Source organism: Anaeromyxobacter sp. K (genome assembly GCF_000020805.1).
GTDB lineage: Bacteria > Myxococcota > Myxococcia > Myxococcales > Anaeromyxobacteraceae > Anaeromyxobacter > Anaeromyxobacter dehalogenans.
This window is the reverse complement of record NC_011145.1, coordinates 4,418,377-4,444,370: the sequence shown is the minus strand read 5'-3', so window position 1 is coordinate 4,444,370 and position 25,994 is coordinate 4,418,377. Positions and strand designations below refer to the sequence as shown.

The 25,994-nt window shown below is 69.6% G+C and carries 15 protein-coding genes, 3 tRNA genes and 1 pseudogene; 12 read left to right on the top strand and 7 right to left on the bottom strand.

All coding sequences use genetic code 11. From position 1 onward, the window contains the following. Positions 1 to 17: 17 nt before the first annotated feature. The 6 genes and pseudogenes from ANAEK_RS19800 to ANAEK_RS23700 all read left to right on the top strand — a co-directional run bounded on the left by ANAEK_RS19800 (position 18) and on the right by ANAEK_RS23700 (position 11,936). Positions 18 to 302: a hypothetical protein gene (locus ANAEK_RS19800; RefSeq protein WP_012527898.1), complete on the top strand. Its 285-nt coding sequence runs from the start codon at positions 18 to 20 to the stop codon at positions 300 to 302. A 109-nt stretch (positions 303 to 411) separates the two neighbouring features. Further along, on the top strand, positions 412 to 1,338 hold the full coding sequence (locus ANAEK_RS19795) for a hypothetical protein (protein WP_041454124.1): 927 nt from the start codon (positions 412 to 414) through the stop codon (positions 1,336 to 1,338). Positions 1,339 to 1,970: 632 nt separating this feature from the next. After that, the gene (locus ANAEK_RS19790) at positions 1,971 to 4,169 is read left to right on the top strand and encodes a Z1 domain-containing protein (protein WP_012527896.1); all 2,199 of its coding nucleotides are present in this window, start codon (positions 1,971 to 1,973) and stop codon (positions 4,167 to 4,169) included. A gap of 5 nt (positions 4,170 to 4,174) precedes the next feature. Continuing rightward, on the top strand, positions 4,175 to 5,146 hold the full coding sequence (locus ANAEK_RS19785; RefSeq protein WP_012527895.1) for a PD-(D/E)XK motif protein: 972 nt from the start codon (positions 4,175 to 4,177) through the stop codon (positions 5,144 to 5,146). Positions 5,147 to 5,609: 463 nt separating this feature from the next. Next, positions 5,610 to 5,798, top strand: a pseudogene (locus ANAEK_RS23475) (cold-shock protein); the annotation flags it as partial. A gap of 189 nt (positions 5,799 to 5,987) precedes the next feature. Further along, the gene (locus ANAEK_RS23700; protein WP_369736035.1) at positions 5,988 to 11,936 is read left to right on the top strand and encodes a protein kinase; all 5,949 of its coding nucleotides are present in this window, start codon (positions 5,988 to 5,990) and stop codon (positions 11,934 to 11,936) included. A 389-nt stretch (positions 11,937 to 12,325) separates the two neighbouring features. Here ANAEK_RS23700 and ANAEK_RS19775 read toward each other — a convergent pair whose 3' ends face one another. Genes ANAEK_RS19775 through ANAEK_RS19765 form a run of 3 tightly spaced genes read right to left on the bottom strand, consistent with a single transcriptional unit; the run spans position 12,326 to position 14,664 of the window. Further along, on the bottom strand, positions 12,326 to 13,870 hold the full coding sequence (locus tag ANAEK_RS19775; RefSeq protein ID WP_012527321.1) for an IS66-like element ISAnsp3 family transposase: 1,545 nt from the start codon (positions 13,868 to 13,870) through the stop codon (positions 12,326 to 12,328). A gap of 15 nt (positions 13,871 to 13,885) precedes the next feature. Continuing rightward, entirely contained in the window at positions 13,886 to 14,287 is a 402-nt protein-coding gene (tnpB, locus tag ANAEK_RS19770) for an IS66 family insertion sequence element accessory protein TnpB (protein WP_012527322.1), read from the bottom strand. 2 nt (positions 14,288 to 14,289) lie between these two features. Beyond that, positions 14,290 to 14,664 carry a hypothetical protein gene (locus ANAEK_RS19765; RefSeq protein ID WP_012527323.1) on the bottom strand — a complete coding sequence of 125 codons (375 nt, stop codon included), beginning with the start codon at positions 14,662 to 14,664 and terminating at the stop codon, positions 14,290 to 14,292. Between the two features lie 189 nt (positions 14,665 to 14,853). Between ANAEK_RS19765 and ANAEK_RS19760 the strand changes: the two genes are divergently transcribed. Then, positions 14,854 to 16,065: a tyrosine-type recombinase/integrase gene (locus tag ANAEK_RS19760; protein WP_012527892.1), complete on the top strand. Its 1,212-nt coding sequence runs from the start codon at positions 14,854 to 14,856 to the stop codon at positions 16,063 to 16,065. A gap of 231 nt (positions 16,066 to 16,296) precedes the next feature. Here the strand turns inward: ANAEK_RS19760 and ANAEK_RS19755 are convergent. From ANAEK_RS19755 to ANAEK_RS19745, 3 genes are all read right to left on the bottom strand, one after another. Further along, positions 16,297 to 16,373, bottom strand: a tRNA-Arg gene (locus ANAEK_RS19755). Between the two features lie 72 nt (positions 16,374 to 16,445). Beyond that, positions 16,446 to 16,537: transfer RNA gene (locus ANAEK_RS19750), tRNA-Ser, on the bottom strand. 25 nt (positions 16,538 to 16,562) lie between these two features. After that, a tRNA-Ser gene (locus ANAEK_RS19745) sits at positions 16,563 to 16,652 on the bottom strand. A 768-nt stretch (positions 16,653 to 17,420) separates the two neighbouring features. Between ANAEK_RS19745 and ANAEK_RS19740 the strand changes: the two genes are divergently transcribed. Genes ANAEK_RS19740 through ANAEK_RS19720 form a run of 5 tightly spaced genes read left to right on the top strand, consistent with a single transcriptional unit; the run spans position 17,421 to position 25,410 of the window. Further along, positions 17,421 to 19,088, top strand: coding sequence for a TolC family protein (locus ANAEK_RS19740; RefSeq protein ID WP_012527891.1), 1,668 nt, complete (start codon positions 17,421 to 17,423; stop codon positions 19,086 to 19,088). After that, complete coding sequence (locus ANAEK_RS19735) at positions 19,085 to 20,233, top strand: efflux RND transporter periplasmic adaptor subunit (protein ID WP_012527890.1); 1,149 nt, start codon at positions 19,085 to 19,087, stop codon at positions 20,231 to 20,233. Before ANAEK_RS19740 ends, ANAEK_RS19735 begins: the two co-directional genes overlap by 4 nt. Then, positions 20,230 to 23,373 (top strand): efflux RND transporter permease subunit, encoded by a 3,144-nt coding sequence (locus tag ANAEK_RS19730; protein WP_012527889.1) that lies wholly within the window; start codon positions 20,230 to 20,232, stop codon positions 23,371 to 23,373. Before ANAEK_RS19735 ends, ANAEK_RS19730 begins: the two co-directional genes overlap by 4 nt. Beyond that, a complete protein-coding gene (locus ANAEK_RS19725; RefSeq protein ID WP_012527888.1) occupies positions 23,348 to 24,031 on the top strand; it encodes a response regulator transcription factor in 684 nt (227 codons plus the stop codon). The genes ANAEK_RS19730 and ANAEK_RS19725 overlap by 26 nt, the downstream gene beginning before the upstream one ends. Then, on the top strand, positions 24,028 to 25,410 hold the full coding sequence (locus ANAEK_RS19720; protein WP_012527887.1) for a HAMP domain-containing sensor histidine kinase: 1,383 nt from the start codon (positions 24,028 to 24,030) through the stop codon (positions 25,408 to 25,410). Before ANAEK_RS19725 ends, ANAEK_RS19720 begins: the two co-directional genes overlap by 4 nt. A 3-nt stretch (positions 25,411 to 25,413) precedes the next feature. Here the strand turns inward: ANAEK_RS19720 and ANAEK_RS19715 are convergent, their stop codons facing one another. Continuing rightward, entirely contained in the window at positions 25,414 to 25,977 is a 564-nt protein-coding gene (locus ANAEK_RS19715; protein WP_012527886.1) for a PH domain-containing protein, read from the bottom strand. Positions 25,978 to 25,994 lie beyond the last annotated feature (17 nt).

Here is a 25,994-nt window from a genome sequence, read left to right as displayed (position 1 = left end):
CACGAGGGAGGGGCCCCATGGCGAGAGACGCCGCGCTGTTCGAGCTCGCCGGAGGTAGCCCGCTGAAGGGCTACATGATCCTGAAGAAGAATGGAGGCGGGAACATCCCGCCGCAGTGGGTGGAGCGCGCCGCGGAATCCAGACGCAGGCGCCACGGCGATGTGTGCAAAACTCTGCGCGGTGGCTCGGTGGCCGAGTACCACGTCCTCGAGGACTGGGATCTCGCCTACAGGAAGGAATGCTTCTACCGCGGGATCCGGGTGCTCATGGAACTGGAGCGCCAAGGCAAGACGAAGCTGTGATCAGTTGACTGCTCAGTCCGCAGGCACGGCCCTCCTGATCGTCGGCCGAGTCAAGGCGGCACGAAGTCCTGTGCACTCACTGTCCTCGACGTGAAACACGGGGGAGGACATGGCCGGCAACCTCGAGATGCCCTGGAAGCTCGGCGCGCTCGTCGAGCACCCAGCGTTCGGAATCGGTCGCGTCGTGGGCACGCAGGCGACGACGGTGCATGTCTACTTCCATTCTCGTGGCGGAAAGTGTGCAACACGTCTCGCTCTCGACGCCGCGACGAAGTTCCTGCGTGCATCCAGTTCCGTGGCCCACGAGTGGCTCGATCATCTGCCTGCCTTCGAGTTCGACCCGAGGAAGGGCACGTACTGCATGGAGCACGATCGGCTCACGCACGAGCAGGCGGTGGCGACGTTCCTGCAGACGTTTCCGAAGGGATTCGACGACCCTGCGTACATCGGGGACCTCAGGCGAGGTGAGCGCGCATACAAGCTCGCGGTCGTCGCCGAGTGGGACCGGAGCTTCGGGCACGGGGAGGGGGAGCGGCTGCTGGACAATGGCAACATCGACGAGCTGCGCCGGCGGCTGATGCACATCGCCCAGATCAACCTTCTGCATCCGAAGTGGGAGAAGGCACCGCTGAAGGACGCCTTGGCGGACGATGCGGCAGCGGTGGCGTACGTCCGCGCAATCTTGGCGTCGGCGCGCGAGGCCCCGTCTCAGCAGCGGTTCGAGGACATCCTGCGCTCGCTTCAAGCCATGCCGACGCCCGGCTCGGAGGTCGCGAAGTGGCCACTCGCCACCATCTTCCCGTACCTCGCTGCGTCGGATAGGCACATGTTCCTCAGACCAGCACCTACCGTGGAAGCTGCAAAGCGCCTCGGATTCGAGCTCAACTACAAGAGCGAGCCAAACTGGCGAACGTACTCCTCGCTTCTCGCCCTAGCGCGCAACCTTCTCGACGAGCTACGCCGTTACGGTGCAAAGGACTTCCTCGATGTGCAGTCCTTCATCTTCGTGACGTGGCTGCCGGGATACACCACCTAGCGTCCCGTCGAGCATAGCCGTACCCGTGACATGCTGAGCCGCTGTGCACGGCGGTTGCCCGCATCACCGTTGCGCAGTTTCTCATCCGACCATCCAGACGCACGGATCCGTGCGTAAAGACGTTGAGAAACCCCCCATCCCGGGTAGAGTTCGTTGGCAGCGGGGGGCAGAGCCGTGAACCATGGTGACCAAGTGCTGCTTCAAGGCGCGGCCCTGTACCAGCTCGTGGAAGGCTCCGAGCAGGTCACGATTGCGAGGCGTCGGGACATTCACGAGTGCGCGTACATTGTCGACGCAGGTCGACGAACCGCGGTGCTGTTGAAGCACTCGACGCGTCCGAGAAGCTGGCCCTTCACGTTTACCGGTACGGAGCTGCGTGCGCTCGAATCGTTGGCGCGCGAGGTGACAGAGGAGCTGACGTTCGTAGGCCTCGTGTGCAGCAGGGACGGGGTCTGCTGCCTGAGGGCGCGGGAGGTGTTCTCCCTGCTTGCGCAGCGAGACGGCGGCAATCAGCAGGTACGGGTGAGGCGACTTCGTGCCGGCCGCTACCGGGTGACGGGCCCATCGGGGGCCGAACTACACCACCGAATACCGGTCAACGCGTGGCCGCGTCGACTGCTTGGAGCTGATGAATGACTACGACTGCCACGATCAAGCCCGTCGCTTCATCCGTACCGCTTCGTATCGACGGGGTCTGCATCCGAACGTTTCTCGAGCTGGTGGAGGAAAAATACGGAGCGCCGGCGAGAGCGGACGTCCTTGCCTGCGCCAAGCGGACAGTGTCCCGCTGCGTCTCGGCATATGCTTTGAAGTTTGGTGAAGGTGACGTTGGAGATCGTGGGACCGGAACGGTCGCGAAGCCCTTCAGGTCGACCGCGGAAGAACGGATACCGAACGGCACGACGGGTCTGCTCTACGGAAAAGTGCAGGCGGGAAAGACAAACGCGGCGCTCGCAGCCGTTGCCCTAGCGAGAGACAATGGCTTTCGATGCTTCGTTGTACTCACGTCGGACAACACGCTGCTCGGGGACCAAACGTTCAAGCGCTTCAGGGATAACCTGATCGCCAGGGCTCCGTACATCGCGAGCTGGGAGACGTTCAAGAGCGACCCCCGAGGTTACGGCAAGAACCAGCTCGCAGGGCCGAACAGGTTCGAGGACACCGGCGTCGTCCTCGTGAGCACGAAGAACGTTTCCAACCTGCAATCGCTACTCGATGTGCTCAAGTCGGCCGACGCTAGGCGGTATCCGGCAATCATAATTGATGACGAGGCCGACAACGCCAGCCTGAACACCAACGCGAGCCGGACGAAGAAGAAGGAAGATGACCCGAGCGAAGTGTTCCGCGTCATCGGCGAGATCCGGAAAACGATCCCCAACCATGTATATTTGCAGGTGACTGCCACCCCGCAGAGCCTGTTGCTTCAGGGATTGAACCACCCTTCCCGGCCGGTCTTCTGCGAGCTCGTCCCGGAGGGCGAGGGATACGTCGGAGGCAACGTCTTCTTCGCGGACGTCGATAGCCCGACATCGCTTTGCGTGAAGCTCGACGACAAGGAGCTCGATCAGTTCAAGCCGGGCAGGATCGTGCCCGGGGGCGCGAGTGAACCGCCTGATGGCCTCAGGAACGCCCTGTGCTGCTTCTTCTTGGGGGCCGCCCAGAAGCAGCTCAGAGGCGGAAAACATGTCGGTCTCCCGTACACGATCCTCATACACGTCTCGCGGAACCGTGCCGATCACGAGTACCTGGCGCAAGTTGTCCAGGCGTTCGTGACGGACCTCGACAAGGCGGTCAGGGGCGCCGCCCCGAAGACGAAGCAGGAAAAGGCAGACAGATGGCTGCAGGAGGCATATGCGGAGCTCGCACGAACTGCGAAGCTCCGTCCGCTTCCCGAGCTGAAGAAGCACCTTGCTGACACGCTCACCAATGCAATTCCTGCCGTCGTCAACGCTGATAGCAAGTTGAGGGGTCTCGAGTATCGACCCGGCGTAAACATCATGATCGGCGGAAACCGGCTAGGGCGTGGGCTCACGATCGACGGACTCATGATCACCTATTACGGGCGCGATCCGAAGACGAAGATGAGCGATACGGTTCATCAGCACGCTCGGATGTTCGGATATCGCACGGACCTTCTCGACGTGACCCGCCTGTTCAGCGCACCACACCTGATCGATGCATTTCAGCGAATCCATGAAGCCGACGAGGGGATGCGCAATGCGATCGGGAATGATCCAGCGAACCTGAAGGTGAAGCCCGTCTGGGTTGGCGCTGGTCTGAAGCCGACACGGTCGAACGTCCTGAACCCGGCCGATATCGAAGGTGTCGAGCCGGGGCGCGTGATCTACCCGCCAGATCCACTGTGGAGGAAGGCGGACATCTCGGCGCACACGAGCGAGCTCGACCGGCTGCTCTCGAAGTACGATGACGATGATGCGTACGTGGAAGTCGGTCTTGACGAGATCATCGCGGTTCTGAAGCACATGCCCAGCAAGCCATTCGGCGGCTACACGTGGGAAGATGAAAGGGTGCAGGAGCTCCTGAAGGCGATGAAGGCGCCTGAGATCGGCTTGACATCGGCGCGCCTGAATGTTCGCCGAAATCAAGGGCGTGGTTACGACCTCCGGCGACAGGATCCGCCCTGGTCGGGGTTCGCCAGCTCCGGATGGTACAAGCATGCGAAGGCGAACTACGAGCAAGTGCCGACGCTCATCGTGATGATGCAAAAGGGCGAGCGAGCGAAGCGATGGGACGACTGCCGGGTTTACGTCCCGACACTCGTGATTCCAAAATCGAAGTTCGTGTTCATGTTCAACTACGCTGCCGATTAGACGGTATGCCCGCCGCGCGCACGCCGGATCAGATCGGGAAGGCATTCGGGACTGTCAAGCTGTCCCCGTCGCCGGATACATACTTGCTCGAGCGCATAGCCGAGAATCTGCACCTCGCGCGTTCACCGAGCGGCGAGCACTGCCTCGTAGCTGTCCTGTCGGACGCGCCGGTAGCACAGTCCGTCATCTTCAAGGGCCTCGCGTTCTACCTTCATCCCGCTGCTGACATCCAGGTGGGAGCGAAGCGATCACAGAAGGCGATCGGCGTGGTCCGGTGCACCGAGTCGTCGCTCGAGCGAAACTTTCACGCCTTGGTCGCTGACGCCGTGAACACCGTCAGTGTCCACCCCGGTCGGCTGGCGACGGGGCGTGCCTTCGATGACTTCGTCACGGAATGGGCCGATCTGTTCGGTTCGATTCGTGCGCTGACGCGAGATCAGGTCGTGGGGCTCTGGGGCGAGCTCGAGCTGATCCTGCTACTCCGTGACGTCGACAGGGCCGTCGAGGTGTGGCACGGGCCCGAAGCGGGCATCTTCGACTTTGCCGCCAACGGCCTGTGTATCGAGGTCAAGACTTCCGTTGCCGGGCACCGGCACGAGTTCTCGCTACTGCAGGTCGTGCCGCCAAGCGAAGGCACGGACGTCATCATCGCGTCCATCTGGCTGAGGTCAGATCCAGCCGGTGGCCGCACGATTGACGAGCAGGTGGCAGGTGTCCGGTCGGCATTGACGAGCGGAGGGCTCCTGGACAGGAAACTATCGCGTCTCGGGTACGCCCCCGGGACGGATTCAGAGCGCTACACTTGCTCCGAGCTCCGCTTCGTCAAGGCGGGTTTCGTCCCGCAGCCGCGCAAGATCGATCCAGGTGTCACCGGCGTCCGATTCTCAGCTGATATCTCCGGGGTTTCGTCGCTCAGCCGCGCGGACGCGAGGGCAGCCTCGCTGCGTCTCTTGAAGGCGGGTGGACGCGCAAGGTGACGTCGTTGGCTCCTTGACACCGCCGTCGCGTGCTGCTGCCTGTGCCGCGGCTCGCCGGACTCGCGCGAGCGCGTACAAGGTTGGCCGCCGACATCCAGCGGGGCTGCCTCGTGGTGCGCTCGAGCCCTTCCGGGTGCCCGGACATACACGTACAAACGGCGTGGTCGCGTCCTTCCGCTGCCGTGGTGTGACGATTCGACAACGTGACGGCATGGGAGCCAGCGTTCAGCGCGCTGCGTGAGCGGGAGTGCCAGCCGGGCTGTCACTTCGGAGCTTGCCGTCAGGGCCGTCAGGGCAGCTTGGATGGCCACAAGAAAGCGCGCACAGTGGCCAGCCTGGCGTCGCGGGCAAGCGGTCTCCGCCTGGGGCGCGGCAACTCGCCGATCAACCCGGACTCGGATCCGGGATGAATCCCAAGACTGCGGGGCTTGCCAAGAAGAACGCTCTGTGAAAATCGAGTGCGATGGCACTCGGAACCGTCAAGTGGTTCAACGACGCCAAAGGATTCGGCTTTATCTCCCGCGAAGACGGTGAGGACGTCTTCTGTCACTACAAGGATATCCAGAAACAGGGGTTCAAGTCGCTGAGCGAAGGCGACCGAGTCTCGTTCGACGTTGTGAAGACTGCGAAGGGGTCAGCGGCGCGGAACGTGGTCGTGGTGTCCACGGATCCCGCACAAGCCACCGCGGGGCCCGCGTCCAAGGTCGCGCCACCGGCGCCTCACCCCAAGGTCCCGGCGGCTCCCGAAGAGCTCGCTGCGGACGCGTCGACCTCGACGCGGCGGGGCGCGGTGCGGCCTTCGAAGTCACCGCCTACCTCACCGCCACGCGCGCCAGTCGTGATGGTGAAGCCCAAGACGAAGGCGGTGCTCTCCGACGAGGAGGTGCTTTCCGCGTATCTATCGAACGCGCTGCATCTGGAGCCACCCTCGGCGCACAACCCGACCTGGACGCTCGGCAATCAGTTGCTGTCGACGATCCTGTTCCGTCAAGGCGCGGCGGCGCTCGTACCCGCCGAAGGCGCACGCTCGGTCGAATCGCCCACCCGCCTCGCGCAATTGCTGGCCTCGTTCCTTCGTAGCCATCGGACCAGCGCGACCCCGCGATACGTGGAAGGTGTCGTGTCTTCGTGGTTCAGGCCGTTGCTGAGCCTGCGCCGCAGGGACGCGACGCCCATGGCGGTGGCGGCCGGATGTGCAACGCTCGCTCGGCAGGTCAATGCACTCCTCGGCTATGCCGTGGAGCCGCCTGCTCGGAGTCCCGGCGGAAGGTCGCTGCACGAAGTGCAGGTCGTCGGGTCGGTCGACGCTCCCGCCACGACCACGGAAACGGCCCGGATGCCATTGGCGGATAGCGGAAGGCTGAGGATCTCGAGGCTCGTCGATGCGGCTGTCGCGGAGATCGGGATCTTGCGTGCGCGAGCAATCGCAGTTGAGCTCGGGCTCGTCATCGGGCCACCCGCCTCGACGCAAGATGCCGCTGCTGAGTTGCGGGCGATCATCCCGGACGCCGCCGCGCTCGCGGCAACGATCGTGGGCGCGCTCGAGGTCGCGTCGTCTGCCGCTTGCGCCGTCAAGTCGCTGTTCCGCCTTGCGACGGAGGCCGTGCAGACCGCATCGTTGCCTGCCTCAGCAAAGTCACTGCTCGCCTCGGCGTCGCGCAGCAGCGCCGAGGGGGCGTGGGACGCGGTGCAGCGGGCGACCGAGTCGCTCCTCGGGATGCGGGCGACATGCGAGCACCCGCTGCTCGTCGACGCGCCCCTGCTGATTAGCGTTGCCGGGCAGAGCCACGAACGGATCCTGTCCGCGCTCGGGGGACCGATCCCGGCGCCTCCGCCGAGGCCCAAGTCCGCGGAGCTGCCCTCGACCTCGCCGCCGACAGCAGCTCCGTCCCGCCCGGCGGACGGTGGCACGTCGAGCAAGCTCGAAGCGCTCCGGGACGAGATCGCCCGGCGCCATGCCGTCATCCGCGCCTCCCTCGCAGAGGAGGCTCCCTCTGCGGCAGGCGCTCGACTCGACGAGATCAACAAACGCTGGGGCGACCTCGTCCCGTCCTCGCTAGGCGAAACGCCGAACGGCGCGCTCCAGCGTCTCGAGTCGATCCGGGCGGATCTGGCGAGCGTTGCAGAAGGACTCACGCGCGCCATCGCGGTGGATTCGGAGGCGGCACGCGTCAGGGCTTCGGCGGTAGCGAGCGAACTCGGTGAGCCCGACCTCGAGGTGGGCTGGGATGACTGCGATCGTTGGCGAAGGCGCGTCCTCGAGACGCTCTCCACGGCCGAGGAGGAGACTGGGGCAGCATTGAATGGTCTCGAGGCGGCGGGCGTCGCTTCCGTCCCGGAAGAGCTCGTCAGGACGTTGCCGCTGCTAGAGGTCGGCCCGCGCTTGGCGAAGATCTTGGAGGAGGCTCGCAGATCCACAAGCGGGGCGATGGCGGCTGCGGCGACAATCGGCATGCCCCGCGCGTCTTTGCCCCCTCCGTTCACCGACGAGCCTGTTCGCTTCGCGTTCACTCGAGCGCACCCGCTAGCACAGCGGCCGCTTTCGTCGGGGTACTGGGCGCTGAAGCTTCGTGATGCTCCCCGATCGACGGCGCCGAAGGACGCAGGGTTCCTGCCGGGGGACCTTCCGCGGGAACGCGGACGGTACGAGCTGCTCGACGCAGCGCCAAGGTCCGGTGATACAGGCGCGGCGAACGCGGGCGCGCACAACGTCCTGCACGTAATCGCGCAAGCTGCGCGCGAGGAGCCGTTGTCCCGGCTCGCTGCCCTGCTCCTCGACGCGGAGCGGATCGCGGTCGCTGCGTCAGATGACGACCGGATTTCGTGCTATCGACTCGCAGTCGTGGGCGCGGCGCTGGCGGGCTGCGCGGCAGATCGCGAGCTCGCGGCTGCGCGCCGACGTACAGGTGGGCTCTTCTCCTCAGGGACGCCGCAGAGTCTGCTCGCCGCGACGTTGGAGATCGCTGCGGCCTCCTCGGGCCAACCGGAGGCGGTGCGGATCGCGGCTGAACTGATCGCGCACGGTTTTGGAGGCGTCTTGCTTCACGTCGCGGCCCGTCTAGCCGATGCGCACCCGGCGGACGGACGCGGGCTGCTGGAAGCGATTGCCATCGCCATCGCGTCGACCGGCGGAGGCGACGGGCGACTGCTGGGGCTCGCGCTCCTGCATGAGCTCGGCCTTGCACCTTCCGACCGTGCGGTGGTCGAGGACTACCTAGAAGATTGTGAGCCTGATCGGCGCCGTGGAGCCTCGGCGCCAGAGGTCCCTCGCGTCGCACTCGGTTACGCTGGCTACTCCTTCCTGCGGACACTCGGGGCGCGGCTCCTGGAGCGCGGACGTGGTCCGGACGCGAGCAAGGTCGGACTTTCCATACCTGCGATGGTGGACGAGCTCTACGTGCCGCCCGGCGCGCAGCACCTCGACTTTCCGGTGCTTGTCAGGAACGGGGGCCAGACCGCTGCAGCCGGGATCGTCCTGTCGTTCTTCAAGCCACACAAGGGAGACTCGCCCATCGTCGAAACGCCACTCGAGTTTCACCTGCCTTGGCTTACGGACGCGCGGCTTCAGGACTCGGCATCGACCGTGTTGCCATGTCGCCTGACCTTGAATCCGGAACGGATCGACACCTGCGAGGTGCTCAGGCTCACTGCTCAGGTGAGCTGGCTCGGCGGGGAGGTGAAGCATCCACTCGAGATCAAACTTCGGCACGCTCCGCCGGAGATCGCGTTTAAGCCGATGGAGGGCTTCAGCGGCGAGCCCGTCAACCTGAACGACGACGAGGTGCTCGGGGCGTCCTCCGCGAGCGTCCAGCGATGCTTCGAGCAACTACGGCGTGCTGCTCGCGCAGGCGCCGCCGTCCGCGCGGTCGTCTATGGACGAAAGAGGAGAGGGAAAAGCTCGATCTGTCAGTCGCTCGAGCTCGATCCGGCGGTTCAGTCGCAGTACCTGGTCCACCGTCACACCTGGAATGGCCCCAGGATGACGACGCTCGCCACAGCGCTACGCGAGCTCGCAGAGGTGCTGCGGCGAGCGCTCTCGTCAGCTGCGGTGGATGCGGCTCCGCTCGACGTATCCGACCTCACCATTGCGGAGGACTTGGCGGCACGCTACCTGACGTGGGTCGAGGAGGTCTCGCGCACCGTCAAGAAGCGGCTGCACGTGCTGCTGCTGCTCGACGAGTTCCAGAAGTGGCTCGCGGGGCTCGGTTCGCGGCAGGAGCGGAACGCGCTGCTCGTTGCTCTCAGGCACTTCAACGAGCGCGCGCTCGGGAACCTGAGCGTCTCGTTCGTCCTGAGCGGGCTGCTCAACCTCCGCGACCTGCTGAAGGACAGCAACGACTTTCTGAACTCGGTGGACCGCTACGAGGTCCGCGAGCTCACGGCCACCGAGGCCGACAAGTACCTGCGAGCACGCATTCCCATCGAGCTCGACGAGCGATCGAGAAGGCGGATGGTGCAGCTCTCGGGCGGAAATCCGTACATCCTGAATCGCCTCGGGGGACGGCTTCTCGCGATGCTCCAGGAGCGCGGGAGGCGCTGGTGTACGCTCGCCGACATCGATGCCCTCCTCACGGACGAGGAGCATCGTGACCAGCGGCTTGACAGCTTCGTCGGGTACCTCATTCGCGAGGACGAAGACGACAACGCTGCGTCGCTCCGCCAGCTCACCGTGCTCCGGGCCGTCGCGTCGATTCTCGCAGCCCGGGGAGACTTCGATGGGCACGTCCGAGCGGAGGACGTCGAGACGTGGCTCCGCAGGAACGAGGTCCCGTACGAGCAGGGGCAGCCCGAGGCGCAGCTGCGCGAGCTCGCGGCGCTCGGCATCCTCGACAGTCGCAACGGCTTCGACTTCGAGCTGCACGGTGAGTGGCTGTGCCGCCATCTCGCCTCGCTGAAGCCGCAAACCCATCCGCTGCTCCCCGTGAAGGCTTCCATCCCGCTGGATCTGGTGCTCCAGCGATTCCGGAAGACGGAGTGCATCTCGCGGGAGGGTGCGCAGGCCGAGATCTGGCTGGCCGACAACATCGAGGGCGGTCACAAGGTCGTCCTCAAGCTGTATCGAGAAGGCACCGTCGACGTGGCCCGCCTCGTAGGCCGAGAGCGCGATCTCCTCACGTCGATCAAGAGTCCCTACGTCGTGAGGTGTCTCGGCGGGAGCGTCGACGAGCGCCACGGCGGTGTCGTCGTCCTCGAGTGGGTAGAGGGGAAGACCCTCGATGCGCTCGTTGACGAGCGGCCAGCGGAGGCGCGGTCCATCTTGCCTGGAGGGCACGCACCTGATCAGGTCGCCCTCTTAGCGAAGCTGGCGGACGGCCTGGCGGCCTGTCACGAGGCCGGGGTTGTACACAAGGACCTCTCCGGGCGGAACGTCATGCTCGTATTGGCCGGAGGCGCGTGGCAGCCGAAGATCATCGACTTCGGAATCGCGGGCTCAGAAGGCTCGCCCGTGGACTGGACGACGAACGTTGCGACCCATGGCTACGTCGCGCCGGAGAAGCTGCACGGCGGCAGGAGGACCCGCCCGGCCGACATCTTCTCGCTCGGTGCCGTCTACGTCCGGATCCTGACCGGCGCCGATCCGACGCACGAAGCGCCGCTCGATGAGGGCAAGGTGTCGGCCTTGCTGGAGAACGCTCACGTCGGTCGCCGTCTCGGTGACCTCGTCGTGCAGATGCTTTCCGGCGATCCTGGCGTACGCCCGACCGCGGTCGAGGTCCGCAGCGCTCTTAGCGGCATCCTCCAGCCCGAGACCTGGCGCGAGCTCCGCGACGAGGCCGTGGAGGCGATCCTGGCGCAGCATCTCGGCGACGCCGCTGTCCTCGTGGAGAAGGCGCTGTCGAAGGTTCCTCCCGGCGAGAGGCGCGGCGAGGAGTACGGGCGACTGCTGGGCGATGCGGCCAACGAGGTTCTCGCCTGCGCAGACGAGCGGATCGCGTGGCTGGAGTTGCTCCTTGATCGATGGATGAAGTACCGACGCGATGGCGATGGCGGCCCGGAGACCTCATGGGACCGGCTCCTCGCCTCGCTGCGGGAGTACTGCACCCGCGTCAGCGGCCAAGAGCCCGTCGTCTTCGGAGCGTTGACGGCTAGGCTGGTGGCCGGGCCCTCGCCGAACCTGGCACAGCTCGTCATCGCTCTGGCGGGCAGCGATGAGATGGTACGCTTCTCAAGCCAGGAGTTCTATTGCGTGCTCGGTGCGTATCGAGCCACCGACGCCATCTCGTCCGAGGTCGTCGCCCGGTACTGCGTGGCGTCGGCTCGAGATGCGCGCATTCGGCTCACGAACCACCTCACTGCCGAGCTCTGGCTGCAGCGCGCGCGGAGCCTCGGGTGCACGCTCAGCGATGAGTACGTCGCCGAGGACAAAGCCCTCGCGGCCTGGCGAAGAAAGACCAAGCGGGTTCAGACGCTGCCCTCAACGCGAGAAGGAGAGGGGGAGTTCAAGGTCGGAGGCAAGGAGGAGGGCCATCTCAAGGTCGATCGCATAAAGGAGTTCGCGGCCAGGGTGTTCGCCGCGTTTCCCTTCGTGCACCGGATCGAGCGTGTGGAGAAATCAAGGAACCTCCAAGTGAACCGACCCACGCTGCTCGGTCTCGACAACGTGGGCCGGCACCTCCCGGCCGGGAAGAGCGATCCCGGCACCATCATCCCGATCGCGCTGGACCCGTCGTACACGGGCGATGTCGTGCTCCGGATGAATATGGTGTTGCACCCGGAAACGACGGGTTCGCAGCGAGAAGCCGCGTGGGAAGTGATCAGGGCCGAGGGCACGATCCTCGACGTGGCTTAAGGGTGTGCCGCTTCGACCAGCGGCTCGCCGGTTCCGTCGGAGGCGCCCGTCGCGCTTGCCTTTTCGTGATTCGCATATACGCCGCGGCTCGGCGGGAACGCCAGATCGCCGCGACCTCCTCCCGTCGCTGCTCAGGAGGCGCAAGCGATCGACCAGCAACAGCGACATGACGGTTCGGACCGCGCGAGCGCTCGGGGATCTCCGGGCCGAGCGATGTTCGTCGGTCGCGCGGTCTCTAATTGTTCATTACGATGCCGCGCGCTACCGCGGGCCGACACCGGCTCAGAGTAACCGCCCGGGCAACCGCGTCTTGACGTAGCTGTCGCGCGCCACCGCTCCGCGGCCTCGTTCACCTCCTGGTCCGTGTTCGTGTTCGCCGCCGACCGCCGTCAGGTCGACGGCTCGGCTCTGGGCGGCGTCCAGTTGTGTGGCAGCAGCTCGTCGATGCGCGAAGCCGGGTGGCTCTGGACGCGCAGCAGGACGTCGGCGAGATAGTCGACCGGGTTCACCTGGCTCGCCTCGCACGTCGCGATGAGCGAGTAGAGGCCGGCGAGGTTGTCGCCGGCTTCGTCGTGCCCGACGAAGAGGAAGTTCTTGCGCCCCAGCGCTGCCACGCGCAGCGCGCGCTCGGAGGCGTTGTTGTCGATCGGCAGGCGCGGGTCGGTGAGGAAGAGCGTGAGCGCGTTCCACTGGCCGAGCGCGTAGCCGATCGCCTCGCCAATCGGGCTCTTCGGCGGATGACGCGACTGCTCGGCGTCCAGCCACGCCCGGAAGTCGTTCATCAGGGCTCGGCTCGCGGTCTGCCGCATCTCGAAGTGCTCGTCGGTGCCGAGCAGGTCCGCGTCGAGCGCGGCGCGCTCCACCTTGTAGACCTCGAGGATGAAGTCCATCGCCAGCTTCGCGGCGTCCGGCGCGGTCGACAGCGCCTCGAAGAACTTGCGGCGAAGGTGCGCGAGACAGCCGGCGCGCTCGCGGCCGCCGGGCAGCGTCACCTTGTTGTAGCCGGAGTACGCGTCTGCCACGAGCTTGCCGAGTGTGTCGCCGAGCACGCGGAGCGGCGTCTCGCCCGAGCGGCTCCGCGAGTAGACGTACGAGATCATCTCCTTGTCGGCTTCGTCGCGCGCGATGAAGCTCCACAGCCAGGCGGTGCGCGTCTTGCCCTTGGCCTGCACGCGCTGCGTGGTCTCGTCCGCGAGCACGATCTCCTTCTTGGCGACGAGCTGAAGCAGGCGCTGCGACAGCGGCTTCGTGGCGACCGCGACTCGGTGGAAGAGCTCGCCCAATGTCGAGTCGTCGACCTGCACGCCCGCGCGGCGGTACGCCTTCGCCTGGCGGTACAGCGGCAACGAGTCGGCGCACTTCGAGACGACGACCTGCGCCATGAAGGCCGGGCCGAAGCGAGCTTTGTCGTACACTTTCGCCGGCGGGTTGGCCGTGATGATCGCTTCGCCGCAGCGGCAGCGGAGCTTCTCCTGGACATGGATCTGGCGTTCGACGCGCGACGGGACGAGCTCGTACATCTCGGTCGTCTCGCCGCCGCCGAGTCGGCTGAAGTCGTGACCGCCGCATTTCGGGCAGACCTTCTGATCCTCGCGGACCGTGTGCTCGATCTTCCGCGTCACGAGCTGGCGCTTCTTCTCGGCGTTCTCGCGGCGGGTTCGGAGCGCGGCGATCCGGTCCGCCTCGGCGCGAGCTGGATCGCGAATCTCCTTCGCGACCGAGGGCATCTTCTCGGACCGGGCGCCGAAGACATGGCGCTGCAGCTTCTCGACGGTCGCCTGCACGGAGGTGAGCTGGTCGCTCAGCTTCGCGATCGACTCGCTCTGCTGCCGGATGGTTTGGGCCTGAGCGGAGATCGTGTCGTGCGCGGCCGCGAGCTGAGACGAGAGGCTCTCGGCCTCGTCACGCCACTCGCAGCGATGCTCGCCGCCCATTCACAAGCGTAAAGATCACGCCGGAGCGGGCTTGTCCATGGGACGACCACCGGGACGATCCGAGTGGGACGGGGGCTGCCAGTGCTCGGGCCGCCGAACGCGGCCGAAGTCGATCCCGTCGAGCAGCATCGCGAGCTGCGTCGCGTCGATCTCGACGGCCATCGTGGACGAGTCCATGTGAGGCAGCTTGAACTGGCCGCGCTCCAGCCGCTTGTACACGAGGACGAACCCGCCCTTGTCCCAGGTGAGGATCTTCACCCGGTCGCAGCGACGCGACACGAAGACGAAGAGGTGACCGGAGTACGCGTCCTGGCGGAGTTCGCCCTGCACGATCGCCATCAGCCCATCGATCGACTTCCGCATGTCGATCGGGGTCGAGCCGATGAAGATGCGGACCGACCGCGGAATCGTGATCACGGCTACAGCGCCGTGACGAGGGCGCGGAGGTACGCAGGCTCGGTGCCGGGCGGAAATCGCACGACGACGCCGGTCGGGAGCGCCAGCTCGAGCAGCGACGAGCTCGGCTCGACCAACCGCGCCTTCGGCGCGGACGCTACCACGCGGACCGGCACGAGACGCGAGCGCTCCTTGGCCGGAGCCCGCCCTGGGACTTGACCCGATGACGCCGGCGCCGCCTCGACGAGCGGGCGCGACTCCTTGCGCAGCCGGTAGATCCAGTTGCGCAGGTTGCTGAACGAGATCCCGCGCTCTGAAGCGAACTCGCGCTGCGTCAGGTCGCTTGTCTCGAAGTCCGCGACGAGCTTTGTCCAGCGCTCCCGGTCCTGGTCGGCCATCGGCTCCTCCGGCGAAAGAACGCGGAGGATCTCGCCCTCGAGCTATGGCTGCCAGCCGGGCTTCGGCGGGCGGTTACGGCTCAGACGCTAAGACTTCCGCCTCTTTCGTCGAGAGCGGCCGGCGCGAGCCGGCGCGAGTGTTGCCTTCGGGGGCATGGCTCTGGCGTCCACGGAGCGTAGGACTCCTCCATGGCGAGCGCGTACAAGCGGGAGTTCCTCTTCCACATCACGCGGGGTAGGGCGGGGAAGCTGTCCAGGCGCCGCGTGACGAAGGCCGAGGCGGAGCGGCTCCGGGCCGCCGGCGAGCGCGTCGAAGCCCGGGAGGGCGAGCGCTGGTACGTGCGCTACCGCGACGCGGCCGGCGCCTGGCGTGACGAGCGCTCCACTGCCCGGACGAAGGCCGAGGCCCTCCGCCTGGCCAGAGACCTCGAGCGGCGCGCCGAGCGGCAGCGGCACGGTCTCGAGCCGCTCCCCGGCGACCCGGGGATGTCGCTCGGAGAGCTCTGCCGTTGGTGGCTCAAGGAGAAGTGCCCGCCGGCGAGCGTGAAGCGCGAGGAGAGCCGCCTCCGCAACCACGTGCTGGAGTATCCCATCGCGGAGCTCCCGCTCGGGCGCGTCACCGCGATCCGCTTCGAGGAGCGCCTCCGCGAGATGGAGCTGGCAGGCTACAGCGCCAACACCATCAACCACCTGCGCGTGGTCGTCTCGGGGATCTTCAAGCGCGCCGGGAAGGCGGGGCTCTGGTACGGCCCGAACCCGCTCGAAGCCGTCGAGCCCCGGCGCGAGGTCGAGCGCGTCTACGTGACGCTCCGCGCGCACGAGGTCGCAAAGTTCCTCGCGGCGACGCCGCCGCAGTGGCGCGACCTCTACGCGTGCACGCTCTACCTCGGACTCAGGAAGGGCGAGGTGTTCGCGCTCCGGAAGTCGGACGTGGACCTCACGACGATGACCGTCACGGTCCACCGGTCCTACGAGCGCTCGACGACGAAGGGCGGGCACGTCGACACGCTGCCGATCCACCCGCAGCTCGTCCCGTTCCTCGTCCACGCGATCGCTGCGTCCAGCTCCGAGTACATGTTCCCGCGCTCGGACGGGAAGGCGCACACGACGGCCATCAACATGGCCAGGCACACGCGCGCGATCTGCATCCGCGCCGGGCTGCCCGAGGGCTACGACCACCACTGCCGCCGCTGCAAGCGGAACGGGACGCCGCACGTCGAGCGGCACCCGGACCATAAGGAGCGGCGCTGCCCAACGTGCGGCGCGCGGCTCTGGGTGACCGCCATCCCACGGCCGATGCGGTTCCACGATCTGCGCCACACCTACGGCACGCTGCTCGCCCAAGCGGGTTCGACGGGGTGCGCCTGCAGCGGGCGATGCGGCACCGGGACTTCAAGATGACGGCCCGGTACGTCCACACGAACGGCGAGGACCTGCGGGCCGCCGCGGCCTACCTGCCGCCTTCCGGCGCGGCGCTCGTCGAGCTTCCACCCGAGTACGCCGCCAAGCCCGTGCAGCCGGATGCAGCTGCGACTCACGGTCTTGCTGTACGCTTGCTGCACAGCTCCGAGAGCCGCAAAAGGAAGGGGCCGGATTTCCCGGGAAACACCCAAGGAAAACCGGCCCCTGTGCTGGCGCGCCCTAGAGGATTTGAACCTCTGGCCTTCGGATTCGTAGTCCGACGCTCTATCCAACTGAGCTAAGGGCGCAAAGCCTATTCGGTTGTGCCGCCGGGGAGGGCGGGGTGCTGCGGTGCTGCGGGTCCTGCGGTGCTACGAGATTGGCGGAAAGGGAGGGATTCGAACCCTCGATACAGGTCACCCCGTATACTGGTTTAGCAAACCAGCGCCTTCGGCCTCTCGGCCACCTTTCCAGAACCTCTTCCGCTCCTTCTGTCCTGGCGGAGGAGGAAGGATTCGAACCTTCGGAGGGCGTGAACCCTCTGCGGTTTTCAAGACCGCCGCCTTAAACCGCTCGGCCACTCCTCCGAAAACCGCGAATCCGTCCTCGTTCCATCTGCTTCCGGGCCCCGGGACATCCTGTCCGGCGCTCGGAGTCCGCCCATATACGGCACCGCCGGCCGGGGATCAAGCGGAGAACGCACGGGCGGGCGGCCTGGGCGCGGCGCGCGTGAGAGCGGGCTCATCCGCCTCCCATGCAGTGGCCGCTCGCTCTCTCGTACGGTCCTCCCGATGCCTGCCGTCCCCCACCTCGTCGCACCCGCCGGCTGCGCGCCCCGCAAGGCCGGCGGGCACCTCCGTGTCGTCGGGTCGTAGGCCCAGCACGAACCCCCCTCCGCTGCTGGGACTGCGACCTGCCGGCGGCGCGGTGGGGGGCGGCGGCATCGCCACGCGCGCCCGGCTTCCCCTGCTCCGTGAACGGGGGGAGCTGGGTGGGCGGGGGTGCCTCGACTCCGGCTCGGGCCTGAGCGGGTGAGTCGGCGGGGAGGGGGCCTCGACTCCGGCCCGCACCCGCTCGTCTCCGGCTTGGGCCTGGCGGGTGAGCCAGCGGGGAGGGGACCTCGACTCCGGCCCGCGCCTACGGGCCCGTCCTGTTGCGCGGGCTTGCCCGGGATGAGCGGGTGGCGAGGGGCTGCGCAGATAGGCAGGCGGCTCGGCATGAGCGGGGTGGACGCTGCGTCCGCGCGCCCCGCCTCGGTTTGCGACAACATGCCGCTTCTAAAGGACCTTTTCTGAGAGCCTTCTCACGGGGAACCCATGCCGCGGCGCGCCGGCCGCGGCAGAACCCGGCCCGCGATGATGCCCTCCTCGGTCCTTCTCCTCTCGCTCCTGGTCGTCGCCGATCCGGTCGCCCCGTCGAGCCCGCCGGTCGCGCCGGCGCCGGCCCCTACCGTCCCGCAACTGCACGCCGCCCCGCCGCACCGCATGGCGCCGCTCGCGCCGGAGCGCGTCTACGCCATCACCTTCGACGAGGCGCTGGGGCTCGCGGCGGAGGCGCCCTCGGTCTCGGGCGCGGAGCGCGCGGTCACGGTCAAGTCCGAGGGCAATTCGAAGATTGGCCTGCTCACCTCCAACCCCTCACTCGTCCTCCAGCCCGGGTTCTCGACCAGGGACGCGAACCCGCGGCTGGAGGGCGAGGTAGCCCTCACGCAGTCCTTCAACCTGGCGGGCCTCTCGGGCAACCGCCGCAAGGCGGCCCGCACCGAGGAGCAGCAGCTCCGCGACGAGGCGCGCGCGGTGGCGCTCTCGCGCCGCCTGGACGCGGCGCAGGCGTGGCTGGACATGTGGGCGGCGGAGAACGCCTTCCAGCTCTCGCGCGAGGAGCTGGGGCTCGCCATGGAGCTGGCGGCCCGCACCCGCCGCGCGGCGGAGTCGGCGGCGCTGACCCGCGCGGACGCGGCGGACGCGGACGCCTACGAGGCGGAGGCGCGGCTGGCCTCGCTCTCAGTCGAGGGCGAGGTCACCGACCTGGGCTTCCGGCTCGCCGAGACGGTGGGCCGGGCGACGCCGCTGCCGATGACGACCTCGGGCGAGCTGCCGATGGCGACGGTCCCGGAACGCGCGGCCTGGCCGGCGCTGATCGCGCGTGCGGCGGCGCTGCCGGCGGCGCGTGCGGAGAAGCTCGCGGCCGAGGCGGACCGGGCCCGCGCCTCGGAGGCGCGCTCGGCGCGCGGCCTGGACCTGCAGCTGGGCGTGCGCGGGCAGCGCGACTCGGCGGGTGACGACGTTCTCTACGGCATCGTGGGCCTCACCTTCCCGGTCTTCGAGCGGGGCCACCGCGAGGCGGCCACCTTCGACGCGGCGGCGGCCCGCCGCGCGGGCGAGGCGGAGGACGCGTCGCGCCGCGCGGTGACGGAGCTGGCGCGCGCCTTCCACGAGGTGGAGCACACGGGCGAGGTCCTGGACGCCCTCGAGAAGACGCTGGTCCCGGCCGCGGCGGAGAGCGCCCGGCTGCGCGAGGCGGCGATGCGCGCGGGCGACGCGACGGTGGTCGAGGTCCTGGTGGCCCGCCGGAGCGCGGCGGCGGCGCGGGCGCGCGAGCTGCGCGCGCGGGCGGCGCACGCGTGGGCGCGGGCGAAGGTCGCGATGCTGGTAGCGCTGGTGCCGACGGATGGGGCGCCGGCGGCACCCGCTCGCCCTTCGACAGGCTCAGGGCGAGCGGGAGAGGACAGGGGCTCGCTCGCGGAAGCGACCGCTCGCCCCTCGACTTCGGCGGTGCCTTCGGCCCCGCCTACGCTCGGGGTGAGCGGAGCACCGGGGGAGCGGGACGGCCAGGGAAGTCCGCTCGCGGTGACCGGAACAACGGGTGAGCGGGGGCAGGGAAATCCGCTCGGATCACCGGGTGAGCGGGACACCCAGGGAACCCCGCTCGTGGTGAGCCCGTCGAACCACGAGCGTGATGCAGGGGCAGCCCAGCTCCCCACCGAATCTATGCAACCCCGCAGCACCGGAGCGACGCCGTGAACCGATCTCCTCGCAAGACCCTCCTCGCGGCCGTCGCCGCCCTGGCCGCGCTCGCCGCCTGCTCGAAGGAGCCGGCCCCGGCGCCGGCGCAGCCGCCGCAGGCTTCGCCGGTGGAACCGGCCTCGCTGAAGCTCGCGAAGGAGCAGGGCGCGACCGCGGACACGACGCCGGCCGCCGCCACGAGCGCCCGCACCCCCTGGGTCCGGGTTCGCGCAGCGGAGGGCGTCTCGCTGCTGGAGGCGCCGGCCACGGTGCTGCCGGCGCCGGAGGGCGTGGCCGCGGTGACGCCGCCGTTCCGCGCGCGCATCACCAGGATCGCGGTCCGCGCGGGCGAGAAGGTGGCGAAGGGCCAGGTCATCGCCGAGGTGGTGATGCCGGAGGTGGTCCAGGCGGCGGGCGCCTACGCGGCGGCGACGACGCGGCTCGAGGCCTACCAGCGCCGGAAGGACCAGCTCGACGGCCTGAAGAAGGACGGCCTGGTGAAGCTCTCCGACCTCCTCGAGGCGGAGACGAAGCTCGCCGAGGCGCGCGCGGACCAGCAGAGCGCGCTCGCGACGCTCCGTGCGGCGGACCTCGCGGCGGGAGACGCGCGGCGGATCCTGGACGGCTCGGGCCAGGTGGGCCTGCGCTCGCCGATCTCGGGGATGGTCCACGAGGTGAAGGCCTCGATCGGCGAGACGCGCGAGGCGGCGGGCGAGCCGATCGCGCGCGTCGCCGCGGACGGCGAGACGCGGGTGGAGGCGCGGCTGGCGTACGCGCCACCGCCGACGGCGAAGTTCGAGCTCATCCTGCCGGACGGCACCCGCCATCCGGTGGACCTGCTGGGCCGGGCGCCGGTGGTGGATCCGCGCGACGGCACCACGGCGGCCTGGTTCGCGGGCCACAACGGCGGCGCGCGCCTGCCGGCGGGCCTCTCGGCGCGCCTCGCGGTGAAGATGGGCGAGGCGGCGGCGGCGGTGCCGGCGCGCGCGGTGGCGCTCGACGGCAAGCAGGCCTACGTGGTCCGCAACGTCGCGGGGAAGCCGCAACGCCTCCCGGTCCAGGTGCTCGCCACCTCGGGCGCGGACGCGCTGGTGAAGGGCGTCGAGCCGGGCGTGGAGGTCGCGGCGGACGCGGCGCTGGCCGCGTCGGAGGAGCAGCCGTGATCGGACGCCTGGTGGCGTGGTGCGTGGACCACCGCAAGCTGGTGGTCGCGCTCACGGTCGCGCTCGCGGTCCTCGGCGCCATCTTCAGCGCGCGCCTCAAGTTCGACGCGATGCCGGACATCACCACCAACCAGGTGCTGGTGCTGACGCGCGCGCCGGGGCTGACGCCGGAGGAGGTGGAGCGGCTCGTCACCCGGCCCATCGAGGCGGCGCTGGGCGGCGTGCCGGGCATGGTGGAGCAGCGCAGCCTCTCGCGCTACGGCATCTCCTCGGTCACGGCGGTCTTCGACGACGGCGCCGACACCTACCGCGCCCGCCAGGTGGTGAAGGAGCGGCTCGACACGGTCGAGCTGCCGGGCGGCGTCTCGGCGCCGGAGCTGGGCCCGGTGACGGGCGGCCTGGGCGAGATCTTCCACTTCACCATCTCCTCCAACCGCCGCACGCCGGCGGAGCTGCTGGAGATGGCGACGCTCCGCGTCTCGCCCTTGCTCCGCAGCGTGCCGGGCGTGGTGGAGGTGAACACCTGGGGCGGCGAGCAGCGGACGCTCGAGGTGCGGGCGGATCCGGTGCGGATGGCGCAGCGCGGGCTCACGCTCGCCGACCTGCGCGGCGCGCTGGAGCAGGCGACGGGAACCGCGGCGGGCGCGAGCGTGCCGGCGGGCTCGGCGCAGTCGCTGCTCCGCGCGGTCGCGCTCCCGAAGGATCCGACCGATCTCGCCCACGCGCTCGTCCACCCGGAGAACGCGAGCCTCCCGCCGGTGCGCCTCGCCGAGGTGGCGGACATCCGCGTGGGGGCGATGCCGCGCATCGGCGCCGCCACCAAGAACGGCCACGGCGAGACGGTCTACCTGATGGCGCAGATGCTCCGGGGCGACAACGCGCTCGAGGTGATGGACCGCGTCCACGGGGCCATGGCGAAAGTCCGCGCGGCGCTGCCGGACGACGTCACCGTCGACATCGTCTACGACCGCTCCAAGCTGGTCGAGGGCACGCTCCACACGGTCTTCAAGAACCTGCTGGAGGGCGGCCTGCTGGTGGTGGCGGTGCTGTTCCTCATGCTGGGCTCGTTCCGCGCGGGCCTGCTGGTGGCCTCGGCCATCCCGCTCTCCATGCTGGGCGCGACCGGCGCCATGGTGCTGCTGGGCATCCCGGGCAACCTGATGAGCCTGGGCGCCATCGACTTCGGCCTGGTGGTGGACGGCGCGGTGGTGATGGTGGAGGCCATCTTCCACGGCGTCGCGGCCGCGAGCTTCGCGTCGGCGGACCGGCGCGGCGCGCGCGAGAAGATGGCGGCGCACGTGCGCGAGGTGACGCGCTCGATGGCGACGCCGGTCTTCTTCTCGGTGCTCATCATCCTGCTCGTCTACGTGCCGGTGCTGTCGCTCACCGGCGTGGACGGGAAGATGTTCCGGCCGATGGCGCTGACGGTGGTCTTCGCGCTCCTCACCTCGCTCGTCCTCTCGGTCACCTTCATCCCGGCCGCGGCGGCGCTGCTGCTCCGCCCGAAGGACATCCCGGCTCGCCCGCCGCCGCTGGTGCGCCTCCTCGACCGGCTCTACCTCCCGTTCCTGGAGCGGACGCTGGCGCGCCCGAAGGCGGTGGCGGCCGGCGCGGTGACGCTGCTCACGCTGGGCGTGGCGCTGTTCATGACGGCGGGCTCGGAGTTCGTGCCGCAGCTCGACGAGGGCGACCTCGTCATCCAGACCACCCGCGCGGCGGACATCTCGCTCGAGTCGGCGGTGCGCGAGGCGGGGCGGATGGAGGCGGCGGTGCTGTCGCAGGTGCCGGAGGCGACCCGCATCGTGTCGCGCGTGGGCAGCCCGGCGGTCGCGACCGACATCATGGGCCTCGAGCAGGCGGACGTGTTCGTGACGCTGAAGCCGCGCGCCGAGTGGCGGAAGGGCCTCACCCGCGACGAGCTCATCCGCGAGGTGGAGCTCGCCATCGGGCGCGAGGCGCCGGGCGGCGACCCGGCCTTCACGCAGCCGATCCAGATGCGCTTCAACGAGCTGCTGGGCGGCTCGGTGGCCGACGTGACCATCTCGGTCTACGGCGAGGATCTGGCCGAGCTCCGCGGGCTCGCCGAGCAGGTGACGGGCGTGGTGGAGCAGGTGAAGGGCGCCGAGGACGTGCGCATCTACGCGCCGCCGGCGGTGTCGCTGCTCGAGGTCCGGCCGCGGCCGCTCGACGTCTCGGCGGCGGGCTTCACGGTGCGCGACGTGCTCGACGCGGTGACCGCGGTCCGCACCGGCGTCGAGGTGGGCGCCACCTACGACGGCCCGCTCCGCATCCCCATCGTGCTGCGCCTGGGCGACGGCGCGAGCGCGTTCACGCTCCCGTCGCTGGGCCTGCCGGCGCCGGGGGGCGCGCTGGTGCCGCTCTCGCGCGTCGCCGACGTGTCGAGCGAGGTGGCGCCGAGCCTGGTGTCGCGCCAGGACGCCGAGCGCCGCCTGGTGGTCGGCTTCAACGTGCGCAGCTCCGACCTGGGCGGCGTGGTGGGCGCGGCGGAGCGCGCGGTGGCGGCGCAGGTTCGCCCGCCGGCTGGCTACCGCATCGAGTGGGGCGGCTCCTTCGAGACGCTCAACGAGGCGAAGCGCCGCCTCGCGGTGGTCATCCCGGTGGTGCTGGTGCTCATCGTGGGCGTGTTGCTCGCCGCGTTCCGGAAGCTGAAGCCGGCGCTGGTCATCTTCATGAACGTCCCGTTCGCCTCGGTGGGCGGGATGATTGCGCTGTGGGCCCGCGGCATGCCGGTGTCCATCTCCGCGGCGGTCGGGTTCATCGCGCTCTCCGGCGTGGCGGTGCTGAACGGCGTGGTCCTCATGAACCGGCTGGTGGCGCTGGAGGCGGAGGGGCTCTCGCCCGCGGAGGCGGCCGCCACCGCGGCCCGCGAGCGGGCCCGGCCGGTGCTGATGACGGCGCTCGTGGCCGCGCTGGGCTTCATCCCCATGGCGATCGCGACCGGGGTGGGCGCCGAGGTGCAGCGCCCGCTCGCCACGGTGGTCGCGTTCGGCCTGGTGACCTCCACCATCCTCACCCTGCTCGTGCTGCCGGCGCTCTATCCTTGGCTGTCGCGCCGGGCCGAGGGATCATCGGCGCCAGCCCCGGAGCCCGCGCATGAAGCTCTTGCTGGTCGAGGATGAGGACCGGGTCGCGCGCGTGCTGGCGCGCGGCCTGGCCGAGGAAGGCCACCAGGTGGACGTCTGCGGCACGGGCCTCGCGGCCCGCGAGCAGGCGACCACCATCGCCTACGACGTGGTGCTGCTCGACTGGTCGCTGCCCGACCTCGACGGCATCTCGGTGCTGCGCGAGTGGCGGTCGAGGGGCCTGCGCACGCCGGTGCTGCTGCTCACCGCCCGCGGCTCCACCGGCGAGAAGGTCACCGGGCTGCGCGCCGGCGCCGACGACTACCTCGTGAAGCCGTTCGACTTCGACGAGCTCATCGCCCGGATCGAGGCGCTGCACCGCCGGGGCGGCGCCACCGACGTCTCGGCGCTCGGGCCGGTGACGCTCGACGCCCGCCGCCGGGCGCTGATCGTGGGCGCGCAGTCCGAGACGCTCACCGCCCGCGAGTACGGCCTCGTCGCCGAGCTGGCCCGCCACGCCGGCGAGGTGCTCTCGCGGACCCGCCTCATCGAGACGGTGTGGGGCCAGGAGTTCGAGGGGAACTCGAACGTGGTGGACGTGTACGTCGGCTACCTGCGCACCAAGCTCGAGCGGCTCGGCGCGGTGGGCGTGCGCATCGAGTCGGTGCGCGGGGTGGGGTACCGGCTGGTGGTGCCGCCCGGGGGCGCCGCGTGAAGCTGGCGGCGCGGCTCTGGCTGCTCGGGGCGGTGGTGCCGTTCCTGGGCATGCTCGCCGCGGCGCTCGCGGCGGGCGAGTTCTTCCGCGTGAGCCTGGAGCGCTCGCTCGACGACGCGCTCATGGGCCAGGCCGCGGCCGAGGCGGTGTCGCTCTTCGACGCGCCGGGCGGCAAGCCCCACCTGCACATGGCCACGTCGCCGCTGCGGGGCTCGCTGGACCGGTTCGCGCCGGCGGCCGCGCTCTACGACTCGGCCGGGAAGCGCGTCCTGGTGTTCCCGGAGGACGCACCGTCGGGCCTGGTGGACGAGCGGCTCTCGCCGGCCGGCCTCGGCCCCACCCCGCGGCTCGCCACCCGGCCGCGCGCGCAGGGGCACGGCCGCGACCGCGTGCTCACGGTCGGCGTGACGAGCCAGGACGGCGCGCCCTGGGCGCTCGAGCTCTCCGCCTCGCTCGCGGGCGTGCACGACACCGTCCACGCGTTCCGCCGCGCCGGGTTCGCGATGGCGCTCCTGCTCGGCGCGGGGCTGTTCCTGCTCCAGACCTTCCACGCGCGCCGGCTGACACGCCGGGTGAACGCGCTCGCCGGCCACATGGCGGCGCTGCGCGAGGGGAACCTCGAGGCGGTGGCACCGCCGGCCGAGGGCGACGACGAGATCGCCGCGCTGGGCCGGGTGGTCGCCGACGCGACCGGGAAGCTCCGGCGCGCCCGCGAGGCGCAGGACCGCCTCGTCGCCGACGCCGCCCACGAGCTGCGCACGCCGCTCACGCTCATGCGCACCTCCATCGACCTCGCGCTGCGCCGTCGCCGCGAGGCGCCGGAGCTGGTGGAGACGCTGGACGAGACCCGGCGCGAGGTGGACCGGCTGGCGCGCCTCGCCACGCGCCTGCTCGACCTCGCCACCGCCGGGCGCGGCGCCTGGGACCGCACCGCGGGCGACCTGGTGCAGGCGGCGCACGAGGCCGCCGAGGCGGCCCGCGCCGCGGCCGAGGCGAAGGAGATCCTGGTGCACGTGGAGGGGCCGGAGGCCTTGCCGGCCACCTTCGACGCGGCCGGCGTCCGCCAGGCGCTCGACAACCTGCTCTCGAACGCCATCCGCCACGGGCCGCGCGGCCGGCCCGTGACCATCCGGCTCTCGCGCGCCGGCGACCTGGCCCGCATCGCGGTGCTCGACGAGGGGCCGGGGATCGCGCCCTCCGACCGCGAGCGGGTGTTCCAGGCGTTCGAGCGCGGCAACGGCGAGGCCGCCGGCCCGGACGGCGCGGGCCTGGGGCTCGCCATCGTGGCGGAGATCGCCCGCGGCCACGGCGGGCGGGCCTACGTGGCCGACGCAGGGTCCGGCGCCGAGGTGGTGATGGAGCTCGTCGCCGCCGCCTGAGCCTCACCGCGGCGGCGAGGCGAACCGGCTCCCGGGCTTCACCCGCCGGGCGCGCGCCGCGCGGGAGAGCACCTCCTCCACGAACGGCTCGGCCGGATCCGGCGACAGCACGAACGTGTCGCGGTCGGTGGTCACGCGCACGAGGCCGTCGCCGCGGGTGGCGTACATCCGGAACTTCCCCAGCGTGCGCGAGCGGAACCGGCCGTAGTGGCCGAACGCGCCGCTCGTGCCGAGCAGCCGGATGGCGCCGCCGAGCGCGCCCGGCGCGAGCAGCTCCACCTCGCGCACCTCGCGGAGCGGGATCTCGATGGGCAGGAGCGGCCGCTCCACCCGGATGAGCGCGGCCTCGATCTCGAACCCGCTCGGCGCGAGCGCCCAGGCGAGCACGGCCGTCGCGACGATGAACACCGGCAGCGCCGCGAAGAACAGCGCCGGCAGCCCGACGTCGGGCGTCTCCGGGCGCCGCGCCACGAACGCGGTGATCGCGGCGCCGCCCGCGGTGAGCCCGACGAACAGCGCCGTGCTCACCTTGAGCGAACGCTCCCAGCGCGCGGCGTAGAGGGCCATCGCCCGCGATTGTACGC